The 19,778-nt window shown below is 61.6% G+C and carries 18 protein-coding genes; 7 read left to right on the forward strand and 11 right to left on the reverse strand.

The annotated features are described in order from the left end of the window. Positions 1-160: 160 nt before the first annotated feature. Genes NHH88_29140 through tyrS form a run of 4 tightly spaced genes read right to left on the reverse strand, consistent with a single transcriptional unit; the run spans position 161 to position 3,197 of the window. A complete protein-coding gene (locus NHH88_29140; GenBank protein USX13668.1) occupies positions 161-811 on the reverse strand; it encodes a histidine phosphatase family protein in 651 nt (216 codons plus the stop codon). Then, positions 808-1,479 (reverse strand): YbhB/YbcL family Raf kinase inhibitor-like protein, encoded by a 672-nt coding sequence (locus tag NHH88_29145; protein USX13669.1) that lies wholly within the window; start codon positions 1,477-1,479, stop codon positions 808-810. The genes NHH88_29140 and NHH88_29145 overlap by 4 nt, the downstream gene beginning before the upstream one ends. A gap of 21 nt (positions 1,480-1,500) precedes the next feature. Then, entirely contained in the window at positions 1,501-1,947 is a 447-nt protein-coding gene (gene dtd, locus NHH88_29150; GenBank protein USX13670.1) for a D-aminoacyl-tRNA deacylase, read from the reverse strand. Continuing rightward, positions 1,944-3,197, reverse strand: coding sequence for a tyrosine--tRNA ligase (gene tyrS, locus NHH88_29155; protein ID USX13671.1), 1,254 nt, complete (start codon positions 3,195-3,197; stop codon positions 1,944-1,946). Before tyrS ends, dtd begins: the two co-directional genes overlap by 4 nt. 157 nt (positions 3,198-3,354) lie before the next feature. On the opposite strand from tyrS, the gene NHH88_29160 reads away from it, so the two are divergent. Together NHH88_29160 and NHH88_29165 are read left to right on the forward strand one after the other, a co-directional pair. Next, positions 3,355-4,737 carry a M23 family metallopeptidase gene (locus tag NHH88_29160; GenBank protein ID USX13672.1) on the forward strand — a complete coding sequence of 461 codons (1,383 nt, stop codon included), beginning with the start codon at positions 3,355-3,357 and terminating at the stop codon, positions 4,735-4,737. A 170-nt stretch (positions 4,738-4,907) separates the two neighbouring features. Further along, the gene (locus tag NHH88_29165) at positions 4,908-6,005 is read left to right on the forward strand and encodes an anhydro-N-acetylmuramic acid kinase (protein USX13673.1); all 1,098 of its coding nucleotides are present in this window, start codon (positions 4,908-4,910) and stop codon (positions 6,003-6,005) included. Positions 6,006-6,177: 172 nt separating this feature from the next. Here the strand turns inward: NHH88_29165 and erpA are convergent, their stop codons facing one another. From erpA to NHH88_29190, 5 genes are all read right to left on the reverse strand, one after another. Beyond that, positions 6,178-6,543, reverse strand: coding sequence for an iron-sulfur cluster insertion protein ErpA (gene erpA / locus NHH88_29170; GenBank protein ID USX13674.1), 366 nt, complete (start codon positions 6,541-6,543; stop codon positions 6,178-6,180). A gap of 118 nt (positions 6,544-6,661) precedes the next feature. Continuing rightward, entirely contained in the window at positions 6,662-7,699 is a 1,038-nt protein-coding gene (argC, locus tag NHH88_29175) for an N-acetyl-gamma-glutamyl-phosphate reductase (protein USX13675.1), read from the reverse strand. Between the two features lie 315 nt (positions 7,700-8,014). After that, on the reverse strand, positions 8,015-8,407 hold the full coding sequence (rpsI, locus tag NHH88_29180) for a 30S ribosomal protein S9 (protein USX13676.1): 393 nt from the start codon (positions 8,405-8,407) through the stop codon (positions 8,015-8,017). A gap of 9 nt (positions 8,408-8,416) precedes the next feature. Further along, positions 8,417-8,845, reverse strand: coding sequence for a 50S ribosomal protein L13 (rplM, locus tag NHH88_29185; GenBank protein USX13677.1), 429 nt, complete (start codon positions 8,843-8,845; stop codon positions 8,417-8,419). Between the two features lie 129 nt (positions 8,846-8,974). After that, a complete protein-coding gene (locus NHH88_29190; protein USX13678.1) occupies positions 8,975-11,188 on the reverse strand; it encodes an NHL repeat-containing protein in 2,214 nt (737 codons plus the stop codon). Between the two features lie 143 nt (positions 11,189-11,331). Between NHH88_29190 and NHH88_29195 the strand changes: the two genes are divergently transcribed. Then, positions 11,332-11,757, forward strand: coding sequence for an OsmC family protein (locus NHH88_29195; GenBank protein USX13679.1), 426 nt, complete (start codon positions 11,332-11,334; stop codon positions 11,755-11,757). Positions 11,758-11,850: 93 nt separating this feature from the next. Here the strand turns inward: NHH88_29195 and coq7 are convergent, their stop codons facing one another. Together coq7 and NHH88_29205 are read right to left on the reverse strand one after the other, a co-directional pair. Next, positions 11,851-12,492, reverse strand: coding sequence for a 2-polyprenyl-3-methyl-6-methoxy-1,4-benzoquinone monooxygenase (gene coq7, locus NHH88_29200; GenBank protein USX13680.1), 642 nt, complete (start codon positions 12,490-12,492; stop codon positions 11,851-11,853). 43 nt (positions 12,493-12,535) lie between these two features. Next, positions 12,536-12,970: a hypothetical protein gene (locus NHH88_29205; GenBank protein ID USX13681.1), complete on the reverse strand. Its 435-nt coding sequence runs from the start codon at positions 12,968-12,970 to the stop codon at positions 12,536-12,538. Between the two features lie 121 nt (positions 12,971-13,091). Between NHH88_29205 and NHH88_29210 the strand changes: the two genes are divergently transcribed. The 4 genes from NHH88_29210 (at position 13,092) to NHH88_29225 (ending at position 19,778) form a co-directional block, all read left to right on the forward strand. Next, positions 13,092-13,871, forward strand: a complete 780-nt coding sequence (locus NHH88_29210) for an ATP-binding cassette domain-containing protein (GenBank protein ID USX13682.1) — start codon at positions 13,092-13,094, stop codon at positions 13,869-13,871. 3 nt (positions 13,872-13,874) lie between these two features. Beyond that, a complete protein-coding gene (locus NHH88_29215) occupies positions 13,875-15,071 on the forward strand; it encodes an ABC transporter permease (protein ID USX13683.1) in 1,197 nt (398 codons plus the stop codon). 219 nt (positions 15,072-15,290) lie between these two features. Beyond that, positions 15,291-16,184, forward strand: a complete 894-nt coding sequence (locus NHH88_29220; protein USX13684.1) for an ABC transporter ATP-binding protein — start codon at positions 15,291-15,293, stop codon at positions 16,182-16,184. 9 nt (positions 16,185-16,193) lie between these two features. Beyond that, complete coding sequence (locus NHH88_29225) at positions 16,194-19,778, forward strand: ABC transporter permease (GenBank protein USX13685.1); 3,585 nt, start codon at positions 16,194-16,196, stop codon at positions 19,776-19,778.

A 19,778-nucleotide genomic window follows, 5' to 3' on the forward strand; every position in this document is an offset into this window, starting at 1 on the left:
GAGCGACGAAAACGTTGTTGCGCAGTAAATGAGGGCCGATTTGCACTGGCGATACCTGATGGGGAAGAAGGAACCTTCTATTTTAACCGAAGGGGTGCTCAAATAATAAGCACTATTTTTTATGAAAACTGCAAATGTGCAGTCTGAACGTTATGAACGATCAGATCACATCGTCCATCGCGGCCAGACTCAGGTGCTCCACCTCGCCCCAGCTAGTTAGCGCTAACTTCCCATCGGAGAACGTGAAACGGTTGATGCTGGCGTTCTTGACCTGGAAATCGCGCGGGCTGTCGAGCTGCATGCCGACCGCCTCGCGGTAGGCGCACTCCAGCACGCCGCCGTGGGCGACGATGGCGACGGTTTTGCCCGGATGGCGCTCGGCCCACTCGCCGATGGCCGAGATGGCGCGCGCGTAAAACTGGCGGAAACTCTCGGCCACCCGCTCGCCGGGCGGCATCACCGCGTCGATATCGCGCGCCTGCCACAGGGCGAAGTCGGCCGGATACTGCTGCTCGACGTCGGTATACAACATGCCTTCGAAAACGCCGTAGCAGCGCTCGCGCAGGTTGGCGTCGGTGTGAACCTGGGCGCCGTCGTACTGGTCGGCCACGGCCTGGGCCGTTTGGCGGGCGCGCTGCAGGTCGCTCGAGACGATCACGTCGACCGACTCGGCGGCCAGCGCCTGGGCCAGCGCGCCGGCCTGGCGTTCGCCTTCGGCGTTGAGCGGGATATCGATATGGCCCTGCAGGCGGCGCACGGCGTTCCAGGCCGTCTCGCCGTGGCGGATCAGCAAAATATTCGTGTTGTTCATGCGGTCTTTTTTCTTGGCTTGCGGGCCGGTTCGGCGGCCAGGGCCGGATTCAAAGTGTAGGTGCCGATCAATTGCGCCTCGTCGACGATATGGCCGTGGATGGCGTTGAGCACGTCGACACAAGTAAAGCGCCCTTCCAATGCCAGGCGCGGCACATCGAGCGCATACATGCGAAAAATATAATGGTGGACGCGCTCATCGTTCCACGGCGGACAGGGGCCATCATACCCGTAATAGTCGCCGGCCATCGCCGGGTCGGTGGAAAACCACCGGGCGTAATCGTTGACGCCCTGCCGCATGGCGGCGCCGTTCAGACTGATTTCCGGACCCGGCTTGCCGCGCGCGGCCACGCCGTCCGACAACGCGCCCTCGGCGATCTGGTGCAGGCCGACCGGAATATCGATCAGGCTCCAGTGGAAAAAATCGTCGCGCGGCATACTCGCCGGCAAGGTAATGCCCGGGCGGTTGACGTCGGTGGCGTCGGTTGGGACGTCGCCGTCGATGCACAGCAACACCAGCGATTCGGTGCCGGCCGGCACGTCACTCCAGCTCAGCTGGGGATTGCGGTTGCCCGACAGCGTCACCTGGCCGTCGGCGCCCATGGCGGCAAAGGCACAGGCGGCTGGAATCGCGGTGCCGTCCCGAAAGCTCTCACTCGACAGTTTCATCTCTGGTCTCCCCGACTGTTCTTATTTAGAGGTGGTCTGCAGCCAAAACGTTACAGGTCCGTCGTTGGTCAGCGTGACTTTCATGTCCGCACCAAACTGGCCCGTTTGCACCACAGTGTGCCGCAAACGCGCCTGCTCGACGAAATAATTGAACAGGCGCAAGCCGTCGGCCGGCGCGGCGGCCGGCGTGAACGAAGGACGGGTGCCGGACTTGGTGTCGGCCGCCAGGGTGAACTGCGGCACCAGCAACAGGCCGCCGGCCACGTCCGTCACACTGCGGTTCATCTTGCCGGCGTCGTCCGAAAACACGCGGTAGCCCAGCATTTTGGTCAACAAGGTGTCGGCGTCCTTCTCGGTGTCGTGGCGTTCGGCGCACACCAGCACCATCAGACCGGCCCCGATGGCGCCGATGGTGGCGCCGTCGACCACCACTTTCGCGTCGCTGACCCGTTGCAGCAGCGCGATCATGCGGACAGGGTCACGCGGGCGAACTTGCGCTTGCCCACTTGCAGCACGAAGGTGCCGGCCTCGATCTTGACAGTTTTATCGCTGATGACGGCGCCGTCCAGGCGCACGCCGCCCTGGTCGATCATGCGCATCGCTTCCGAGGTGGACGGGCACAGGCCTGCCATCTTCAGCAATTGCGGGATGCCGACCGGCGCGCCGGCCAGCGACACTTCCGGCACGTCGTCCGGAATGCCGCCCTTGGAGCGGTTGACGAAGTCGTTGAGCGCCTCGTCGGCCGCCGCCTGCGAGTGGAAGCGGGCGACGATTTCCTGCGCCAGCGCCACTTTGGCGTCGCGCGGGTTGGCGCCGCCGTCGATCGCGGCCTTGAGCGCGGCGACGTCGGCGATCGAGCGGAACGACAGCAACTCATAGTATTTCCACATCATCACGTCGGAAATGCTCATGATCTTGGCGAACATGGTGTTGCCCGGCTCGGTGATGCCGATATAGTTGTTCTTCGACTTGGACATTTTGTCGACGCCGTCCAAACCTTCCAGCAGCGGCATGGTCAAAATGCACTGCGGTTCCTGGTCGTAGTCCTTCTGCAGCTCGCGGCCAACCAGCAAGTTGAATTTCTGGTCTGTTCCACCCAGCTCAAGATCCGACTTCAAAGCGACCGAATCGTAACCCTGCATCAAAGGATAAAGGAACTCATGGACCGCAATCGGTGTCCCACCCTTGAAGCGCTTGCTGAAATCGTCACGCTCCATCATGCGGGCCACGGTATAGTGCGAGGCCAGCTTGATGAGGCCGCGCGCGCCCAGCGGATCGCACCACTCGGAGTTGTAGCGGATTTCGGTCTTGGACGGATCGAGCACCAAGGACGCCTGCTTGAAATAGGTCATGGCGTTTTGCTCGACCTGTTCCTTGGTCAGCGGCGGACGCGTCATGTTGCGGCCCGACGGGTCGCCGATCATCGACGTGAAGTCCCCGATCAGGAAAATGACTTGATGGCCCAGATCTTGCAACTGACGCATCTTGTTGAGCACGACGGTATGACCGAGGTGCAAATCCGGCGCGGTCGGGTCCAGGCCGAGTTTGACGCGCAGCGGAACGCCGCTTTGCTCGGAACGCGCCAGCTTTTGGGCGAACTCGCTTTCGATCAGCAACTCGTCGATACCCCGTTTGGTGATGGCGAGCGCCTCTTGTACACGGTCGGTCAGGGGCAGTACCTTAGAGGGAACCGGCGGTGTGGAAGAAGGGGTAGTCATATATTTTGGGAGTTTTTTTCAAAAAAAGGTAGTCAGCCTCAGGAGTTTGTTATAATCCTCGATCCATCAATCTTGCCGTACGAAAACGAAACCCGACAATAATTAGAAGAAATAAAAGGTTCCTGAATAGTTCAAGCGGCAAATTTTAACTGATTGCATGAACCAAATACATAAATTCACGAGCTCACGCTTGTACAGTCTGATAGCTTCAACGCGCAAAGCGCGCATTGTCAGCGCCTCGGCACTGTTCCTCACAGTATGTGCGTTCGGTGCGGCCGGCGTCGCGCCGCTCGCCCCGGATCCTGCCGATCTGCCGGTTAAATCCGTGCAGGAAGCGGTCACGATGCCGGATCTTGCACCACAGATCAACGCACTTGAGCAACAATCGTCCAGCGAGCACTTCGTCCACGAAGAACGCATCCGCGCCGGCGACACCCTGGCCACCTTGCTCACCCGCCTGGGTGTGGAAGACGACGCCGCCGAAAACTTCATCAAAAAAGACAAGGTCGCCAAAGGCGTCATGCAGCTGAAGACCGGCAAGCGCGTTCAGGCGCAGACCGACGACGAGGGCAATCTGCAATGGCTGCGCGCGGTCGTGGTCGACGGCAAGGATATCCCTGTCAAGAATATCAAGATTTCCCGCAAAAACGACCGCTTTGTCGCGGAAGAAGAGCCGGCCAAGCTGGAACGTCGTGTCGAGATGCATGCCCGCACCATCACCTCGACCCTGTTCGCAGCCACCGATTCGAACGAAGACGGCACCAAACTGCCGGATACGATCGTCAAGCAAATCGTCGAGATGTTCTCGACCAGCATCGACTTCCGGGGCGACCTGAAGCGCGGCGACCATTTCAACGTGGTGTATGAGACGTTCTGGCAGGATGGGGAATTTGTTCGCGCGGGCCGCATCCTGGCTGGCGAATTCACCAACCGCGGCACGACGTATCAGTCGGTGTGGTTTGAAGATCCGCAGACCAGGCAGGGCGGCGGCTACTACAGCTTCGACGGCAAGGCGCTGAAAAAAGCCTTCCTGAAGTCGCCGGTGGAATTCTCGCGGATTTCGTCGGGCTTCTCGATGCGCGTGCATCCGGTCTCGGGCGAGTGGAAAGCGCACAAGGGCATCGACTTCCCTGCGCCGACCGGCACGCCGATCCGCGCATCGGGCGATGGCGTTGTCGATTTCGCCGGCACGCAGAATGGCTACGGTAATTTCGTCACCATCAAGCACTGGAACAATTACTCGACCGCTTACGCCCACATGAGCCGCTTTGCGCCTGGCGTCAAAAAAGGCACCAAAGTCAGCCAGGGCGACGTGATCGGCTATGTCGGCAGCACCGGCTGGTCGACCGGCGCGCATCTCCACTACGAGTTCCGCGTCGGTGGCGAAGCCAAGGACCCGAGCAAGCTCAACGTGACGGCGCAGGCGCCCTTGACGGCCGCCGAACTGTCGCGCTTCAAGGTCTACGCGTCGGACATGTCGCACCGCTTCGCGCTGCTGCAACCAGGTGGCTCGACCGGCACCCGCGTCGCGGCAAAATAAGCCACAACGCTTTACACTGCTTCATCCGAAACAGGCCGCCGCATCGGCCTGTTTTTTTTTCGTCTGTTTCTTTTGCCCTGTAACCATAATGCTCCGCCCAGACCGCTTGTTCCGTGCGACACCACACGTAAGGTCAGGCAAAATAGCTTTTTCAGCTTGAGGAAACAACAATGCCCCACTATATCGGTTTGATGTCCGGGACCAGCCTGGACGGCGTGGACGGCGCGCTCGCCGATTTCTCCGGCCACACGATCGACACGCTGGCGGCGGCCTATATAGCCTTTCCTCCAACACTGCGCGCCGAACTGATGGCGCTGCAATCTTCCGGCGACAACGAGATCGAGCGCGAGGCGCTGGCCGCCAACCAGCTGGCGCAGTTCTACGCCCAGTGCGTGACACAGCTGCTGGACGAGGCCGGCCGCACGGCGGATACGGTGCGCGCCGTCGCCGTCCACGGCCAGACCATCCGCCATCGCCCGGAACTGGGTTTTACGCGCCAGACCAACAACCCCGCCCTGCTGGCCGAGCTGTGCGGCATCGACGTCATCGCCGACTTCCGCAGCCGCGACATCGCCGCCGGCGGCCAGGGCGCGCCGCTGGTGCCGGCCTTCCACCAGGCGCTGTTCGGCAAGCCCGGCCAGGCCCGCGTGGTGGCCAACATCGGCGGCATCTCCAATATCAGCGTGCTGGACGGCGAAGGCGGCGTGATCGGCTTCGACACCGGTCCCGGCAATGTGCTGATGGACGCCTGGATCGCCCGCCACCTGGACAAGGAGTACGACGCCGACGGTGCGTGGGCGGCCAGCGGCAAGGAAATCCCCGAGTTGCTGCAGGAATTGCTGCACGAGCCCTATTTCGCGCTGCCGGCGCCGAAAAGCACCGGCCGCGACCTGTTCCACCTGGACTGGCTCGACACGCGGCTGGCCGTGTACGGAGACGCCGCGCCGGAGGATGTGCAGTTCACGCTGACCAAGCTGACGGCGGTCTCGCTGGCGCGGTCGATACAGGCCTATGGCGGCGGCGCGGACGCGGTGTATGTCTGCGGTGGCGGCGCCTACAACGGCGTGCTGATGAGCGAACTGGGCGCCGCGCTGGGCAACAACGTGCTGGTGGCGTCGACGCAAGCCCTGGGCATCGCGCCGAACCGGGTCGAGGCGTTGGCGTTCGCCTGGCTGGGTTACCGCTTCAGCGAACGCCTGGCCGGCAATCTGCCGACGGTGACCGGGGCCAAAGGTGAGCGGGTGCTTGGAGCACTCTACCCCCGCTAATCCAGGCGGGACCCAACCCCCTATGCGTTTGGCGACCTGTATGCGTCGCGGCTTAGGGGTCGTACCCCGTGGGGTACGACCCCGCGTGGCGGTGCGGGTTTGCTGGCAGAGCGCACAAAAACAAACGGCGGACAACCGAAGTTGTCCGCCGCATTGTGCAACTAGAACTGATTTATACCGAGAACGACGAGCCGCAGCCGCAGGTCGACGTCGCGGTCGGGTTCTTGATGACGAATTGCGCGCCTTCCAGGTCATCCTTGTAGTCGATCTCGGCGCCCACCAGATACTGGTAGCTCATCGAGTCGATCAACAGCTGGACGCCGTTCTTGACCATCGTGGTGTCGTCTTCGTTGACGATTTCATCGAACGTGAAACCGTACTGGAAGCCGGAACAGCCGCCACCCTGCACGAACACACGCAGTTTCAGGTCGGGATTACCCTCTTCCTCGATCAGCTGGGCGACCTTTTCGGCCGCGCTATCGGTGAAGATGATCGGCGACGGGATTACATCTACTAGTGATTCGGCGACAGCATTCATTTCAGACTCCTACGTGAAAACATTTAGGTCATTATAGACCGTTGGCGTTGTTTATGCTCCAGACCCCTCGAAAATGGGGGGTCTTATGGCAAATATCAACGCCAGATTGTGCGCAAAGTTACGGCAGCAACGCGATCTGCGTCAGGCCGGTCGATTCTTCCAGGCCAAACATCAAATTCATACACTGCACAGCCTGGCCGGACGCGCCCTTGACCAGATTGTCCTGCACCACCAGCACAATGACGGTGTTGCCGTTGTCCGGACGATGCAGCGCCAGGCGCAGCACGTTGGCGCCGCGCGTCGAACGGGTCTCTGGATGCGAACCGAACGGCATGACGTCGACGAAAGGCGAGTCTTTGTATTGCTCTTCGAACAGTGCTTGCAGTTCCTCGTTGCTCACTTCCTTGGTCAGGCGACCGTACAGGGTCGAGTGCATGCCCCGGATCATCGGCACCAGGTGCGGCGTAAACACCAGGCCAACCTTGTCGCCGGCGAACTTTTGCAGCTGCGCCACGGTTTCCGGCGTGTGGCGATGGCCCGACACGCCATAAGCCTTGAAATTGTCGCTCGACTCGGAGAACAAGGTGCCGATCTCGGCTTTACGGCCGGCGCCGGAGACGCCGGACTTGCAGTCGGCGATCAGCGAACCGGCGTCGATCACGCCGGCCTTGAGCAGCGGGTAGTAACCCAGCTGCATCGTGGTCGGATAGCAACCCGGATTGGCGACCAAGCGCGCGCCCTTGATGGCGTCGCGGTTCAGTTCGGCCAGGCCATAGGCGGCTTCTTCCAGCAGATCCGGGCAGGTGTGCTCGATCTTGTACCATTTTTCAAAGACGGCCTTGTCCTTGATGCGGAAATCGGCCGCCAGGTCGATGACCTTGACGCCGGCAGCCAGCAGCTCCGGCGCCTGCGCCATGGCGACGCCGTGCGGGGTGGCGAAGAACACCACGTCGCACTGCTTGAGGTCGGCCTTGTCCGGCGACGAGAAAGCGATGTCCACGCGCCCGCGCAGCGAAGGGAACATATCGGCAACCGGCAAGCCATCTTCCTTGCGCGACGTGATAGCCGTCAGCTGCACATCAGGGTGGACTGCCAACAGTCGCAGCAATTCCACTCCGGTGTAGCCGGTGCCGCCGACGATGCCAACTTTGATCATGTTCGTTCCTTCAGTGAAGTATTACAGAATAAGAGAGGGCCAAAAACCGCAAAAGAACCACGGAAACACGTAGGGCGGATTAGGCGGAACGCCGTAATCGGCCATGCGTGAGCCGCCAATGACGCCGGCATGGCCGATTACGCTGCGCTAATCCGCCCTACGTGTATCCGTTGCCATATCACCGTGTCTGGAGGGCCATTTTATCAGGCATGCGCTACGGGCGTATGACCATACCCCATAGCAAAAAAGCCGCCCGACACAAGGCCGGCGGCTTTTTCGACAGCACGCCGCAAGCGGCGCGCCATAGCGTAAATATTAACGCTTCGAGAATTGCTTTGCGCGACGTGCTTTGCGCAGACCAACTTTTTTACGCTCAACTTCACGTGCATCGCGGGTAACGAAGCCGGCGCGCGCCAGATCGCCCTTCAGCGCTGCATCGTAGTCGATCAGTGCGCGGGTGATGCCGTGACGCACAGCACCTGCCTGGCCGGACTCGCCGCCGCCGTGCACGTTGACTTTGATGTCAAAACGCTCGACGTTGCCGGTCAGTTCCAGTGGTTGACGAATAACCATCAGGCCGGTTTCGCGGGAGAAGTACTCAGCCGCTGGCTTGCCGTTAACGATGATTTGGCCAGTGCCAACTTTGATAAACACACGAGCTACTGCACTCTTGCGACGGCCGGTGCCGTAATTGTAGTTACCGATCATGTCAGTTCCTTAGATTTCGAGTGCTTTAGGTTGCTGGGCAGCGTGCGGGTGCGAACCTTCAGCGTACACTTTCAGCTTCTTGATCATTGCGTAGCCCAGTGGGCCCTTCGGCAACATACCCTTGACTGCTTTTTCCAGAGCACGGCCTGGGAAACGCTGTTGCATTTTCAGGAAGTTGGTCTCGTAGATGCCGCCTGGGTAGCCCGAGTGACGGTAGTAGGTCTTCTCGGTGGCTTTGGTGCCGGTCACGCGCAGTTTGCCTGCGTTGATGATGACGATGAAATCGCCGGTATCGACGTGAGGAGTAAATTCTGGCTTGTGTTTGCCGCGCAGTCGGAGTGCCACTTCGCTGGCAACACGTCCGAGGACTTTGTCCGTCGCGTCAATCACGAACCAATCGCGCTGGACTTCATGGCCCTTAGCGGAAAAAGTTTTCATGTTGACTTCCTAAATAGTAAAACACGCTCAAATGGTGGTTCCGCCATTGCTTCAGCGGACTCGGCCTTCTTATTTACTTTCCTGAGCGAACGGAAAGCCGACAAGTATAAGCGGGAACCACCGGCCGAGTCAAGCCGCCATTTGGCCTTCCGCGATCTTGTCCTCCACCAGCTTCGGCGGACCGTAGCGGAAGACATTGACCACATTGAAAGTCGTGTCCGGCACGTACAGACGCCCGTTCGCCGCGTGGATGAAATACGGCATCCACACCCCGCCCGCGTCCGGGTACTTCTTGAACACGGAAATGCCGGTTTCGTAGGTCAGCGTGTCCTCGCCGATGCGGAACACCTTCAGCGCCCGGTTGACCAGGTCGTTGACCATCAGCCGGTCGCCGTCGATGCAGACGCTGGCCGGCAGCATGAACTTTTCGTAATCGACATCGACATCGTCGCAATAGCCGAGGTAGCCGTAGCTCCACAAGCTCCTGCCCTCGCGGTCGAACACGCGCAGGCAGTTGTTGAACTGGTCGCAGACGAACAAGCGGTCGTTGGCGTCGATGGCGATGTCGCACGGCGTGAAATCCTCGTCCGCATGCCAGCGGAAGTTCTTGCGGAACACCACGTAGCCGGTCGGCTGGATCTGCCACATCGAAATGCGGTTATTGAGCGAGTCGGCGATATAGATCTCGCCCCGGCTGTTGACGGCGATGCCTTGCGGCGCCTTCAGGGTGCCGTCGCCGCCGATGCCCTCGCGTCCAAAAGGCACGCCATAGTTGATCAGGAAGCCAGACGGGCTGAACTGATACATCGACACCGTGCACATATTGAAGTTGGTGACGAAGATGATCGGCGTGCCCGGGCAAATCTGCCCCAGCGGCGGCGTGTGCGGGTAATAGACATCCATCGCCAGGTCGCCGGGCACGAAGAAGCCGCGCATCATGTCCTGCATCTGGTGGTAGGGGTCGCTGTCGGTATTAAAGGTTTTCATGCACCAGTTGCCGGAGTCGATATTCAGCGAACCGCGCCCGATGCGCGCCAGCGGATCGATGCCCGAATGCGCGCGGAACTGGTCGTACCAATATTGATAGACGCGCGTGGTGGCCGCGGCCCACTGGTCGATCCAGCTGCCGCCGGCGACCTCCTGCGGCGGCGCGCGGCGGTCCGGATCGATGCCGAGCACGGCCGTCATGCAGTTGAATTGAGAAGTCTTGCGCAGACGGTCCTGGTCGTCGCGCCGGTGGCCGACGGACGCGATCAATAACGCCTCCTCCTCGCCCTTCATGCGCGGGATGCGCACCTTGATGATGCTCGACGCAAACGGTTCGCTGATGAAAAACACGTCCGGCTCGGTGGCCGCGCACACTTGATAGGGGCCGACGAAGACCACGTCCTCCAGCACGCCATAAATCAGGTCCGACATCGAATGCACCGGCTCCATGCGGTGGTTCCACAACGGCTGCAGGCCGTTGACGATGGTGACCAGCTCGCCCTCCAGGTTGTACACGGCGATGGCGTTCTCGATGTGGCCCGGCACGAACACGCGGTCGCCGAGCACGCACACCGAGCGCATCACGTTGAACTTGCCGATGCCGGTCGGTTTACCGTGCTGGTGCAGCATCACCGTCTCGTGCGGCGCCTGTACGCATTCATCGACGATGGGCCAGTCGGTGCTGATCTTGAGCACCTCGTAGTGGCCGGTGTTGGCGAGGTAAATATTGCCCTTGGAATCACTGGCGATGCCTTGCGGCCACAGCAGCTCGTGGCCGCCGCCATGCTCGGCGCCCGGGCAGGCGACCCGGCGGAACTGGCTGACGAACTTGCCTTCCAACGTGAACTTGACGCAGCGGCTGGCCAAGTCGTCCTGGGTGTGGAAGAACTCGTCGCAGATGTAGAGGTAGTCGACGCCGTCGCGTTCGCGCACGGTGGTGATGCCGTTCGGATCGGACAGCGGCAGATAGTCGTCACCACCCTCGCCGAACGCAAAGCTGAACCACACCTCGTGCTCGTCGTAGCCGAAGGCGGCCACCCGGCCGTGGCCCATGTCGGTGCAATACATAATCTTGTCGGTCGGATGCGGGCACACATGGAAAGGCATCAGCAGGCGCGGCGCCTGCGGCGTGGCCTCGCCGGGGCCTTCGATCACATGCAGCAGGGTGGACAGGTCGGGAGAGAACACCAGCAGGCGGCTGTTGCCGGTGTCGCATACCCACAGCCGGCCGTAGCTGTCGGCATGCACGCCGACCGGGGAATTGAGCGTGAAATCGTCGGCCAGTTCGCCGACGCTCGTGCTGCCCGGCTTGGTCAGATCACCATATGAACAAAGGTACTCAATAGCTTGGCTCATTAAATGCTCCTTGATTTTAGTCAAACAAAGCGCATTAAATTATCAAGCGGCTTGTGTGGATGTCCAAGCTAAAAAACTTCGTGCAAGCCACTCGCGGCCGGACTCCTTTACAATACGGGCAACGATTTTTAACGGAGAGAATGATGGAATGCAAAGTCAGCTGGAACGGCCCGTCGGGCATGAGTTTTTTGGCCCAGACCGGCTCCGGTCATCTGGTCAACATGGACGGCGCGCCTGAGGGCGGCGGTCACAACCTGGCGCCGCGTCCGATGGAAATGGTGCTGCTCGGCACCGGCGGTTGCACGGCGTATGACGTGGTGCTGATTTTGAAGAAGGGCCGCGCGGATATTCGCGGCTGCGAGTGCACCTTGAAGGCGGATCGCGCGGACGTTGATCCGAAGGTGTTTACCAAGATTAACTTCCACTTTGTCGTGACCGGCAAGGGCTTGAAGCCGGAGGCGGTGGAGCGCGCGATTTCGCTGTCGCACGATAAGTATTGCTCGGCGTCGATCATGCTGGGCAAGATGGCCGAGATTACGCATACCTTCGAGATCGTCGAAGTCGAGTGATGTCGTCTGGCGCCGCTGGCGGCGCTTGCATGGCGGATTACGCTTCGCTAATCCGCCCTACGTGTCTCCGTGGTCCGTTCAATTTGGTGGCCGTTAAATGTAATACGCGGTGCTGGTCATGATCTTGCCCATCACCGACATCACGGCTTGTACGGGCGCTGGCGTTTGCGCGGCGCCCAGCGCCTGCGCGGCAGCGCCGTGCTCGATCTCGTCGATGCGCATCTGCTCGACGATCGCGCGCGACTTGGCGTCCTGCGGCGGCAGCTTGTCCAGATGGCTGGCCAGGTGCGCTTCCACCTGGCGCTCGGTCTCGACCACAAAACCCAGGCTGCGGGCGTCGCCCAGCACCGCCGCCACCGTGCCGAGCGCATACGCGCCGGCGTAAAACAGCGGATTCAGCACGCTGGTGTGCGAGCCCAGCTCGTTCAACCGCTGCGCGGTCCACGCCAGATGATCTTCCTCTTCCCTGCCCGCCTGCTCGAACTGGGCGCGCATCTCCGCCGTCTTGGCGAAGCGGCCCTGCGAGTTGTACAGCGCCTGCGCGCAGACTTCGCCCACGTGGTTGACCCGCATCAGCCCGGCGCTGTGGCGCTGCTCCGCCTCGCTCAGCTGGCCGTCGTCGGACCTTAGTCCGGGGTTCGGGCGCGACGCCGAGGCGACGCCGGCGATCACGCGCAGCGCCTTGTCGGCGTCGGCGATAAAACGGTCCAGTGGGGTGTGGTGGAATGCGGCCATGGCGGTTCGTGGTTCGTCAAAACCACCATTATAGAGGCGCGTTTTAATTCGCGTCCGTCTCTTCGCGCAGTTGCCGCTGGCGCTCGATGTAGTCGGCCACAGGGCCGCGCACGTCGATCTTGGAGATATCCTTCGCCACGCCGAGGTTCAGCCCCAGCAGGAAGGGAATGTTCTCGACCGGCACGTCGTTGCAATGCTCGGAGAAGGCCTTGAGAAAGCGCTTGGACTCGACCACCCGCACCACCTTTTCTCCGCTCATGTATTGCAGAATGCTGGTGATGCTGTGGCCCTTGCCGATCGTGTGATAGATGAAACGGTTGAACTCGCGGTCCAGCACCTTGAAATCCAGGGTTTCCTTGGTCATCAGGCCGGCCAGGTAATACAGCCCCAGCGCAACGCGGAAGAAGCCAGTGCATTCGGTGCGGTCGACTCCGCACTGTGTCACCGCGAGTATTTTTTCCTGCAGTTGAGCATTCATAGTCCGCCGTTCTCCCTGTCATCACTATAACAAGACATTTGTCGCCATACTTGCTTGCAAGCCAGAATTTTTACATGCTATTCTAGAAATCTTTAATAAAAGAACAGCAAAGGGCAGCGAAATGATCGAGGTAAAAGGGCTGGCCAAACGCTTCCGTTTGCCCTCGCGTGGCGGCAAAGCCGCGCCGGCGCTCGATCCGCGAGATCACGACGGCTGGTTTCACGCGGTGCGCGACGTCAGCTTCAGCTGCGCGCCCGGCGAGGTGCTGGGCCTGCTCGGTCCCAACGGCGCCGGCAAGACCACCACCCTGCGCCTGCTGTCGACCGCGCTCAAGCCCGACGCCGGCAGCATCCACGCCAACGGCGTCGACCTGCTGCACAACCCGCTCGTGGCGCGCCAGCACATCGGCTTCCTGTCCGGCAGCACCGGCCTCTACGGACGCCTGACCGCGCGCGAGAACGTCGAATATTTCGGCCGCCTGCACGGCATGCGCGCCGAGCACCTGAAGCGCCGCTGCGACGAACTGTTCGACCTGCTGCAAATGCACGAGTACGGCAACAAGCGGGCCGACCAGCTCTCCACCGGCATGAAGCAGAAATGCTCGATCGCCCGCACCGTCGTGCACGAGCCGAAGATCGTCATCCTCGACGAACCGACCACCGGCCTCGACGTCATGGCCGCGAAGGTGCTGCTCGACTTCATCGCCAGCTACAAGGCGCTGCGGGTGCCGCTGATCTTTTCCACCCACCACCTGCACGAGGTGGAAAAACTGTGCGACCGGGTCTGCATCATCAACCACGGCAAGACCGCCTTCCACGGCACCGTCGACGCCCTGCGCCACCTCGGCGGCAGCGCCGATCTGTACGACGCGTTTGTCGGCGTCATCAACCGGGGAGACTGAGCCATGTGGACCATCTATCTGAAGGAATTGCTGGAGCTGGTGCGCGACCGCAAGACGTTTTTCTTTACCGTCTTCGTGCCGGTCATCGCCATGCCGCTGATCTTCACCGGCTTCGGCATGCTGTCGACCAATATGTTCAAGCAGGCCAGCCAGGCGCAGATGACCTACGCTATTTTCGGCAAGGAGCACGCGCCGCAACTGGCCGCCCGCTTCGCCGAGGAAAAAGGCTTGCGCGAGGTGGTGCTGTCGGGTCCCGACGAGATCAAGCGCGCCATCGGCGACGACCGCATCAAGTTCGCGCTGGTGATACCGGCCGACCTGGAAAGCACCCTGGCGCGGCACCAGCAAGGCGTCATCGAACTGCATTACAACAGCGCCTCGGCGATCGACATGACGCGCAAGCGCGTGGCGGCGGTGCTGGGCAATCACAACAACGCGGTGCGCGAGCTGGCGCTGCCGGCACTCAACCTCAACAAGGACCAGCTGCGCTTCGCGCTCGATCCGATCAAGCTGGAGGACCGCACCACCGCCAACAAACGCGAGCAAACCGGCGCCATGATCGGCGGCCTGGTGCCCTACATCCTGCTGATGGTGTGCCTGGTGTCGGCGATGTATCCGGCCATCGACACCGGCGCCGGCGAAAAGGAACGCGGCACCCTGGAAACCTTGCTGCTGGCGCCGGTCTCGCGCACCAGCATCGTACTGGCGAAATTCCTGATGCTGTTCACCGTCGGCCTGACCTCGGCGCTGTTGATGATCGCCAGCATTGGCGGGCTGATGATCTTCGGCGAGTCGCTGATGAGCGGCGACGTGGCGCAGATGGCGCGCTCGATCGGCCTGTTCGACCTGGCCATGGTGGCGTTGATGCTGGTGCCGACGGCGGCCATGTTCGCCGCCATCCTGCTGTCGATCTCGGTGTACGCGAAAAGCTACAAGGAGGCCTCCGGCCTGATCTCGCCGTTGATGATCGTCACCATCCTGCCCACCCTGGCGGCGCTGCTGCCCGGCGTGGAAATGAACTGGAAATGGGCCATGGTGCCCCTGACCAATGTTTCCCTGGCGATGAAAGAGCTGGTCAAGGGCACGATGGATTACAGCATGTTGTCGGTCATTATGCTGTCGACCACGGTCACCGCCGGCGCCCTGCTCGCGCTATGCCGCTGGTGGTTCAACCGCGAGGCGGTGCTGTTCAGAAATTGATGCCGAGAATGGTATTGAATCGGGCAAGTTGTCTATTCAAGCAAGTGGTTATGAACGGCGTTCTGGTAGGCCGTTTGAGCAGTCTGGCGCGCAGTTTCCGCCGCCCATCGCAATGGCGCCCCATGTATAGAACAAATTCAATACAATGCCATCATGTGAAAAGTGTATGGCCGTGCAGAAATGCTGGTTGTGCAGCGGCAGAATCATTCAGGAGTCAGCATGGAATTACGCATCAGCAACTTGTCTAAAACCTACGGCAACGGCGTCGTGGCGTTGGACAATATTTCGCTTACCATCCCCACCGGGATGTTCGGCTTGCTCGGCCCCAACGGCGCCGGCAAGTCGACCCTGATGCGGACCCTGGCGACGTTGCAGGAATGCGATTCCGGTTCGGTGTTCCTCGACGACATCGACGTGCTCGACGAAAAAGACGAAGTGCGCCGCCTGCTGGGCTATCTGCCGCAGGACTTCGGCGTGTATCCGAAGGTGACCGCCTACGAACTGCTCGACCATTTCGCCGAGCTCAAAGGCTTGTCCAACCGCAACCGCCGGCGCGAGGTGGTCGACGGCCTGCTGCAGCAAACCAATCTGTTCGACGTGCGCCACCAGCGCTTGGGCGGCTTTTCCGGCGGCATGCGCCAGCGCTTCGGCATCGCCCAGGCGCTGTTGGGCGACCCCAAACTGATCATCGTCGACGAGCCGACCGCCGGCCTCGACCCGCAAGAGCGGGTGCGCTTCCATAACCTGTTGTCGGACATCGGCGAGGACAAGACCGTCATCCTGTCGACCCACATCGTCAGCGACGTTGCCGACCTGTGCGCCAACATGGCGATCATCAACAAGGGCCACCTGCTGCTGTGCGGTCCCACCCAGGAACTGATCCACGAGGTCAGCGACAAAATCTGGGCCCGCTTCATCGACAAGCGCGACCTGCAATCGTTCCAGCTGCGCCACCCGGTCATCTCGTCGCGCCTGCTGTCGGGCCGCACCCTGATCCACGTCTACAGCGAGAACGATCCCGGCGACGGTTTCGAGGAGGCCATCGGCGACCTCGAGGATGTCTACTTCGCCACCATCGCCGGCCGCCACCAAGCCGCCGCCACCTGCGACTAAGGCGGCCGCATGTTCGCCATCGCCTTTTTTGAAGCGCGCCAGCGCCTCAAGCTGCTGTCGACCTGGGTCTACTTCGTCGGGTTCCTCGCGCTGTCGCTGCTGTGGATGGCCGCCGCCGGCGGCTTCTTCAAGGAAGCCCAGGTCACCTTCGGCAGCCTGGCGATCAATTCGCCGCGCTCGCTGATGTTCACCGTCAGCGCGCTCGGCTCGCTGGGCGTGGTGGTGATCGCGGCCATGATGGGCCGCTCGGTGCAGCAGGATTTCGAGTACGACATGCAGCACTTCTTCTTCAGCGCGCCGATCAAGAAGCACCAGTACATGTTCGGCCGCTTCCTCGGCGCCTATTTCACCTTGGCGGTGATCTTCACCAGCATCATCCTCGGCGCCTGGCTGGGCAGCATGCTGCCGGGCATCGACCCGGAACGCCTGGGCTTGCCGGGCCCGCTGGGCTACCTGATTCCCTACCTCGTCGTCATCCTGCCCAACATCTTCATCTTCGGGGCCGTGTTCTTCATCCTCGCCGCGCTGACGCGGCGCATGCTGCCGGTCTACATCAGCAGCGTGGTCATGCTGATCGGCTACATCGTCGCGCCCGGCCTGGCGCGCGACCTCGACTATAAAACGCTGGCCGCGCTGATCGACCCGTTCGGCACCACCGCCGTGCTGCGCCTGACCGAGTACTGGCCCATCATCGAGCGCAACACGCGCATGGTCTGGCCGGAGGGCGTGTACCTGATCAACCGCGTGCTGTGGTCGTCGTTCGCGCTGGCCGGCCTGCTGCTGGGCTACTGGCGCTTCCACTTCATCGCCACCGTCGACAGCGGCGCCAGCGGCAGCGCCAGCCGTGGCGAGGGCGAGCAACCGCCGCACCTGTCGGCCGTCTCGACCAATACGCAGGAAACGCCGGACTTCAAATCGCGCAGCCTGGCCGGACTGCTCATCAAGATGAGCTGGCTGAACCTGCGCGAAACAACCAAGAACATCTATTTCGTCGTCATCGTGCTGGCCGGCGTGCTGATGATGTTCGCCAGCGCGCTGGACATGGGATCGATGTTCGGCACCAATACCTACCCGGCCACCTACCTGATCCTCGACTCGGTGACGGAAACGTTCGAGCTGTTCATGCTGGTGATCACCACCTTCTACGCGGGCGAGCTGATCTGGCGCGAGCGCGAGGCGCGCATGGCGCAAATGCTAGACGCGCTGCCGATCCCGAGCTGGCTGCCGCTGCTGGCCAAGCTGTTCGCGCTGATCGGCCTGCAGGCCCTGCTGATGTTGGTCGTGATGCTGTGCGGCATGGCGATCCAGATCTGCAAAGGCTATTTCATCCTGGAGCCGGGGCTGTATCTGTACCAGCTGTTCCTGATCCAGCTACCCGAATACGCGCTGGCGGCCGTGCTGGCGATCGCGCTGCAGGTGCTGATCAACCAGCGCTACCTGGCCTATTTCGCGATGATCATGTACTACGTCGCGATGTTGACGATGAGCTCGATGGGCGTGGAAGAACCGATGCTGGCCTACGGCACCATGCCGCACTTCATCTATTCCGCCATGAACGGCTACGGCCACTACCTGCCGCGCGAGCGCTGGTTCGAGGCGTACTGGGGCGGCGCCGCGCTGCTGCTGGTGGTCGGCTCGCTGTTGTTCTGGGCGCGCGGCACCAACGACGGCTGGCGCCAGCGCATGCAACTGGCGCGCCACGCGCTGACCAGGCCGGTGCTCACGGTGATGGCGGCCGGCGCGCTGGTCTTCGCCGGCGCCGGCGCGGTACTGTTCTACAACACGCACATCGTCAACTGCTACAAGTCGACCTACGAAAAAGACGCCGAGCGCGCCGACTACGAACGCAAATACAAGCAATACGCGGCGCTGCCGCAGCCGCGCATTACCGACGTCAAACTCGACGTCGCCATCACGCCGGCGCAGCGCAGCCTCAAGGTCAAGGGCCGCTACGTGCTGCAAAACAAGACCACGCAGCCGGTCAGCGACATCATCGTCCAGCAGGACGCCGACGCCACCGGCTACAAGGCGCGCTTCAGCCAGGAAGTGCGCGCGGGCCTGCGCGACACCGACCTTGGCTTCTACACCTACAAGCTGGTCAAGCCGCTGGCGCCGGGCGCGAGGCTGGCGCTCGAGTTCGAGGTCGACTACGTGCCCAAGGGCATCTTGGGCATGGGCCAGGACACGCCGGTCGTCCACAACGGCACCTTCTTCAACAACAGCGTGCTGCCGCGCATCGGCTACCAGCAGGAGAACGAGCTGAGCGAGGCACGCGACCGCAAGAAGCACCAGCTGGCCGCGCGCGAACGCATGTTGCCACGCGACGATGCACGCGGCCTGGCCAACAATTTCAGCGGCAACGACGCCGACTGGATCAACTTCGACGCCATCGTCAGCACCAGCGCCGACCAGATCGCCATCGCGCCAGGCACGCTGGTCAAGGACTGGACCAGCAAGGGCCGGCACTACTACCATTACAAGATGGACCAGCCGATCCTGAACTTCTACGCCTTCCAGTCGGCGCGCTACCTGGTCAAGCGCGACTGGTGGCAGGATGTCGGCATCGAGATCTACTACCACCCGGGCCACGAATACAACCTCGAGCGGATGAACAAGGGCATCAAGGAATCGCTCGACTACTACACGCGCAACTTCGGACCGTACCAGCACAAGCTGGTGCGCATTGTCGAATTCCCGCGCTACGCCACGTTCGCGCAATCGTTCCCGAACACGATTCCGTACGCCGAATCGCTGGGCTTCATCGCCAAGGTCAGCGACAGCAATCCGAAGGACATCGACTACCCGTTCTACGTCACCGCGCATGAAATGGCGCACCAGTGGTGGGGCCACCAACTGGTCGCCGGCAACACACGCGGCGGCAGTGTGCTCAGCGAGACGCTGGCCGAATACTCGGCGCTGATGGTGATGAAGAAGAATTTCGGCGCCAGCAAGATGCGTCGTTTCCTGAGCTACGACCTGCACCAATACCTGCTGGGACGCGCGCTGGAGCGCAAGAAGGAACTGCCGCTGGCCGACAACGAAAACCAGAACTACATCCAGTACCGCAAGGGCAGCCTGGCGATGTACCAGTTGCAGGACGTGCTGGGCGAGGACAGGATCAACGGCGCGCTCAAGGAACTGCTGGCCAAACATGGGCGCAGCGGCGGGCCGTATCCGAGCGTCACGGTGCTGGTCGACGCGCTGCGCGCCATCACGCCGCCGGAATACGCCTATCTGGTCGACGACCTGTTCAACCACATCGTGCTATATGAAAACCACGGGGTATCGGCGACGGCGCGCAAGCTCAACGATGGCAAATACGAAGTCAGCTTCGTCGTCAGCGCGGCCAAGGTGCGCGCCAACGACCAGGGCGAGGAGCGGGACGTGGCGTTGAAGGACTACATCGACATCGGCGTCGACGACAAGGACGGCAACAGCCTGCTGCGCGAGCGCAAGCTGATCGACCGCAAGGACAACAGCTACACGGTCGTCGTCAGCGGCCGTCCGGCCAGGGCCGGCATCGACCCCGACAACAAGCTCATCGACCGCAAGCCCGACGACAACATGGTCAACGTCGAACTCCAAGCCCAATAA

Source organism: Oxalobacteraceae bacterium OTU3CAMAD1 (assembly GCA_024123915.1).
In the GTDB taxonomy this organism is placed as follows: Bacteria; Pseudomonadota; Gammaproteobacteria; order Burkholderiales; family Burkholderiaceae_D; genus Rugamonas.

What these genes read in the sequence shown, in the direction of transcription:
- NHH88_29140 (USX13668.1), bottom strand. Translation starts at nt 811, where the DNA reads ATGAACAACACGAATATTTTGCTGATCCGCCACGGCGAGACGGCCTGG.
- NHH88_29145 (USX13669.1), bottom strand. Translation starts at nt 1,479, where the DNA reads ATGAAACTGTCGAGTGAGAGCTTTCGGGACGGCACCGCGATTCCAGCC.
- dtd (USX13670.1), bottom strand. Translation starts at nt 1,947, where the DNA reads ATGATCGCGCTGCTGCAACGGGTCAGCGACGCGAAAGTGGTGGTCGAC.
- tyrS (USX13671.1), bottom strand. Translation starts at nt 3,197, where the DNA reads ATGACTACCCCTTCTTCCACACCGCCGGTTCCCTCTAAGGTACTGCCC.
- NHH88_29160 (USX13672.1), top strand. Translation starts at nt 3,355, where the DNA reads ATGAACCAAATACATAAATTCACGAGCTCACGCTTGTACAGTCTGATA.
- NHH88_29165 (USX13673.1), top strand. Translation starts at nt 4,908, where the DNA reads ATGCCCCACTATATCGGTTTGATGTCCGGGACCAGCCTGGACGGCGTG.
- erpA (USX13674.1), bottom strand. Translation starts at nt 6,543, where the DNA reads ATGAATGCTGTCGCCGAATCACTAGTAGATGTAATCCCGTCGCCGATC.
- argC (USX13675.1), bottom strand. Translation starts at nt 7,699, where the DNA reads ATGATCAAAGTTGGCATCGTCGGCGGCACCGGCTACACCGGAGTGGAA.
- rpsI (USX13676.1), bottom strand. Translation starts at nt 8,407, where the DNA reads ATGATCGGTAACTACAATTACGGCACCGGCCGTCGCAAGAGTGCAGTA.
- rplM (USX13677.1), bottom strand. Translation starts at nt 8,845, where the DNA reads ATGAAAACTTTTTCCGCTAAGGGCCATGAAGTCCAGCGCGATTGGTTC.
- NHH88_29190 (USX13678.1), bottom strand. Translation starts at nt 11,188, where the DNA reads ATGAGCCAAGCTATTGAGTACCTTTGTTCATATGGTGATCTGACCAAG.
- NHH88_29195 (USX13679.1), top strand. Translation starts at nt 11,332, where the DNA reads ATGGAATGCAAAGTCAGCTGGAACGGCCCGTCGGGCATGAGTTTTTTG.
- coq7 (USX13680.1), bottom strand. Translation starts at nt 12,492, where the DNA reads ATGGCCGCATTCCACCACACCCCACTGGACCGTTTTATCGCCGACGCC.
- NHH88_29205 (USX13681.1), bottom strand. Translation starts at nt 12,970, where the DNA reads ATGAATGCTCAACTGCAGGAAAAAATACTCGCGGTGACACAGTGCGGA.
- NHH88_29210 (USX13682.1), top strand. Translation starts at nt 13,092, where the DNA reads ATGATCGAGGTAAAAGGGCTGGCCAAACGCTTCCGTTTGCCCTCGCGT.
- NHH88_29215 (USX13683.1), top strand. Translation starts at nt 13,875, where the DNA reads ATGTGGACCATCTATCTGAAGGAATTGCTGGAGCTGGTGCGCGACCGC.
- NHH88_29220 (USX13684.1), top strand. Translation starts at nt 15,291, where the DNA reads ATGGAATTACGCATCAGCAACTTGTCTAAAACCTACGGCAACGGCGTC.
- NHH88_29225 (USX13685.1), top strand. Translation starts at nt 16,194, where the DNA reads ATGTTCGCCATCGCCTTTTTTGAAGCGCGCCAGCGCCTCAAGCTGCTG.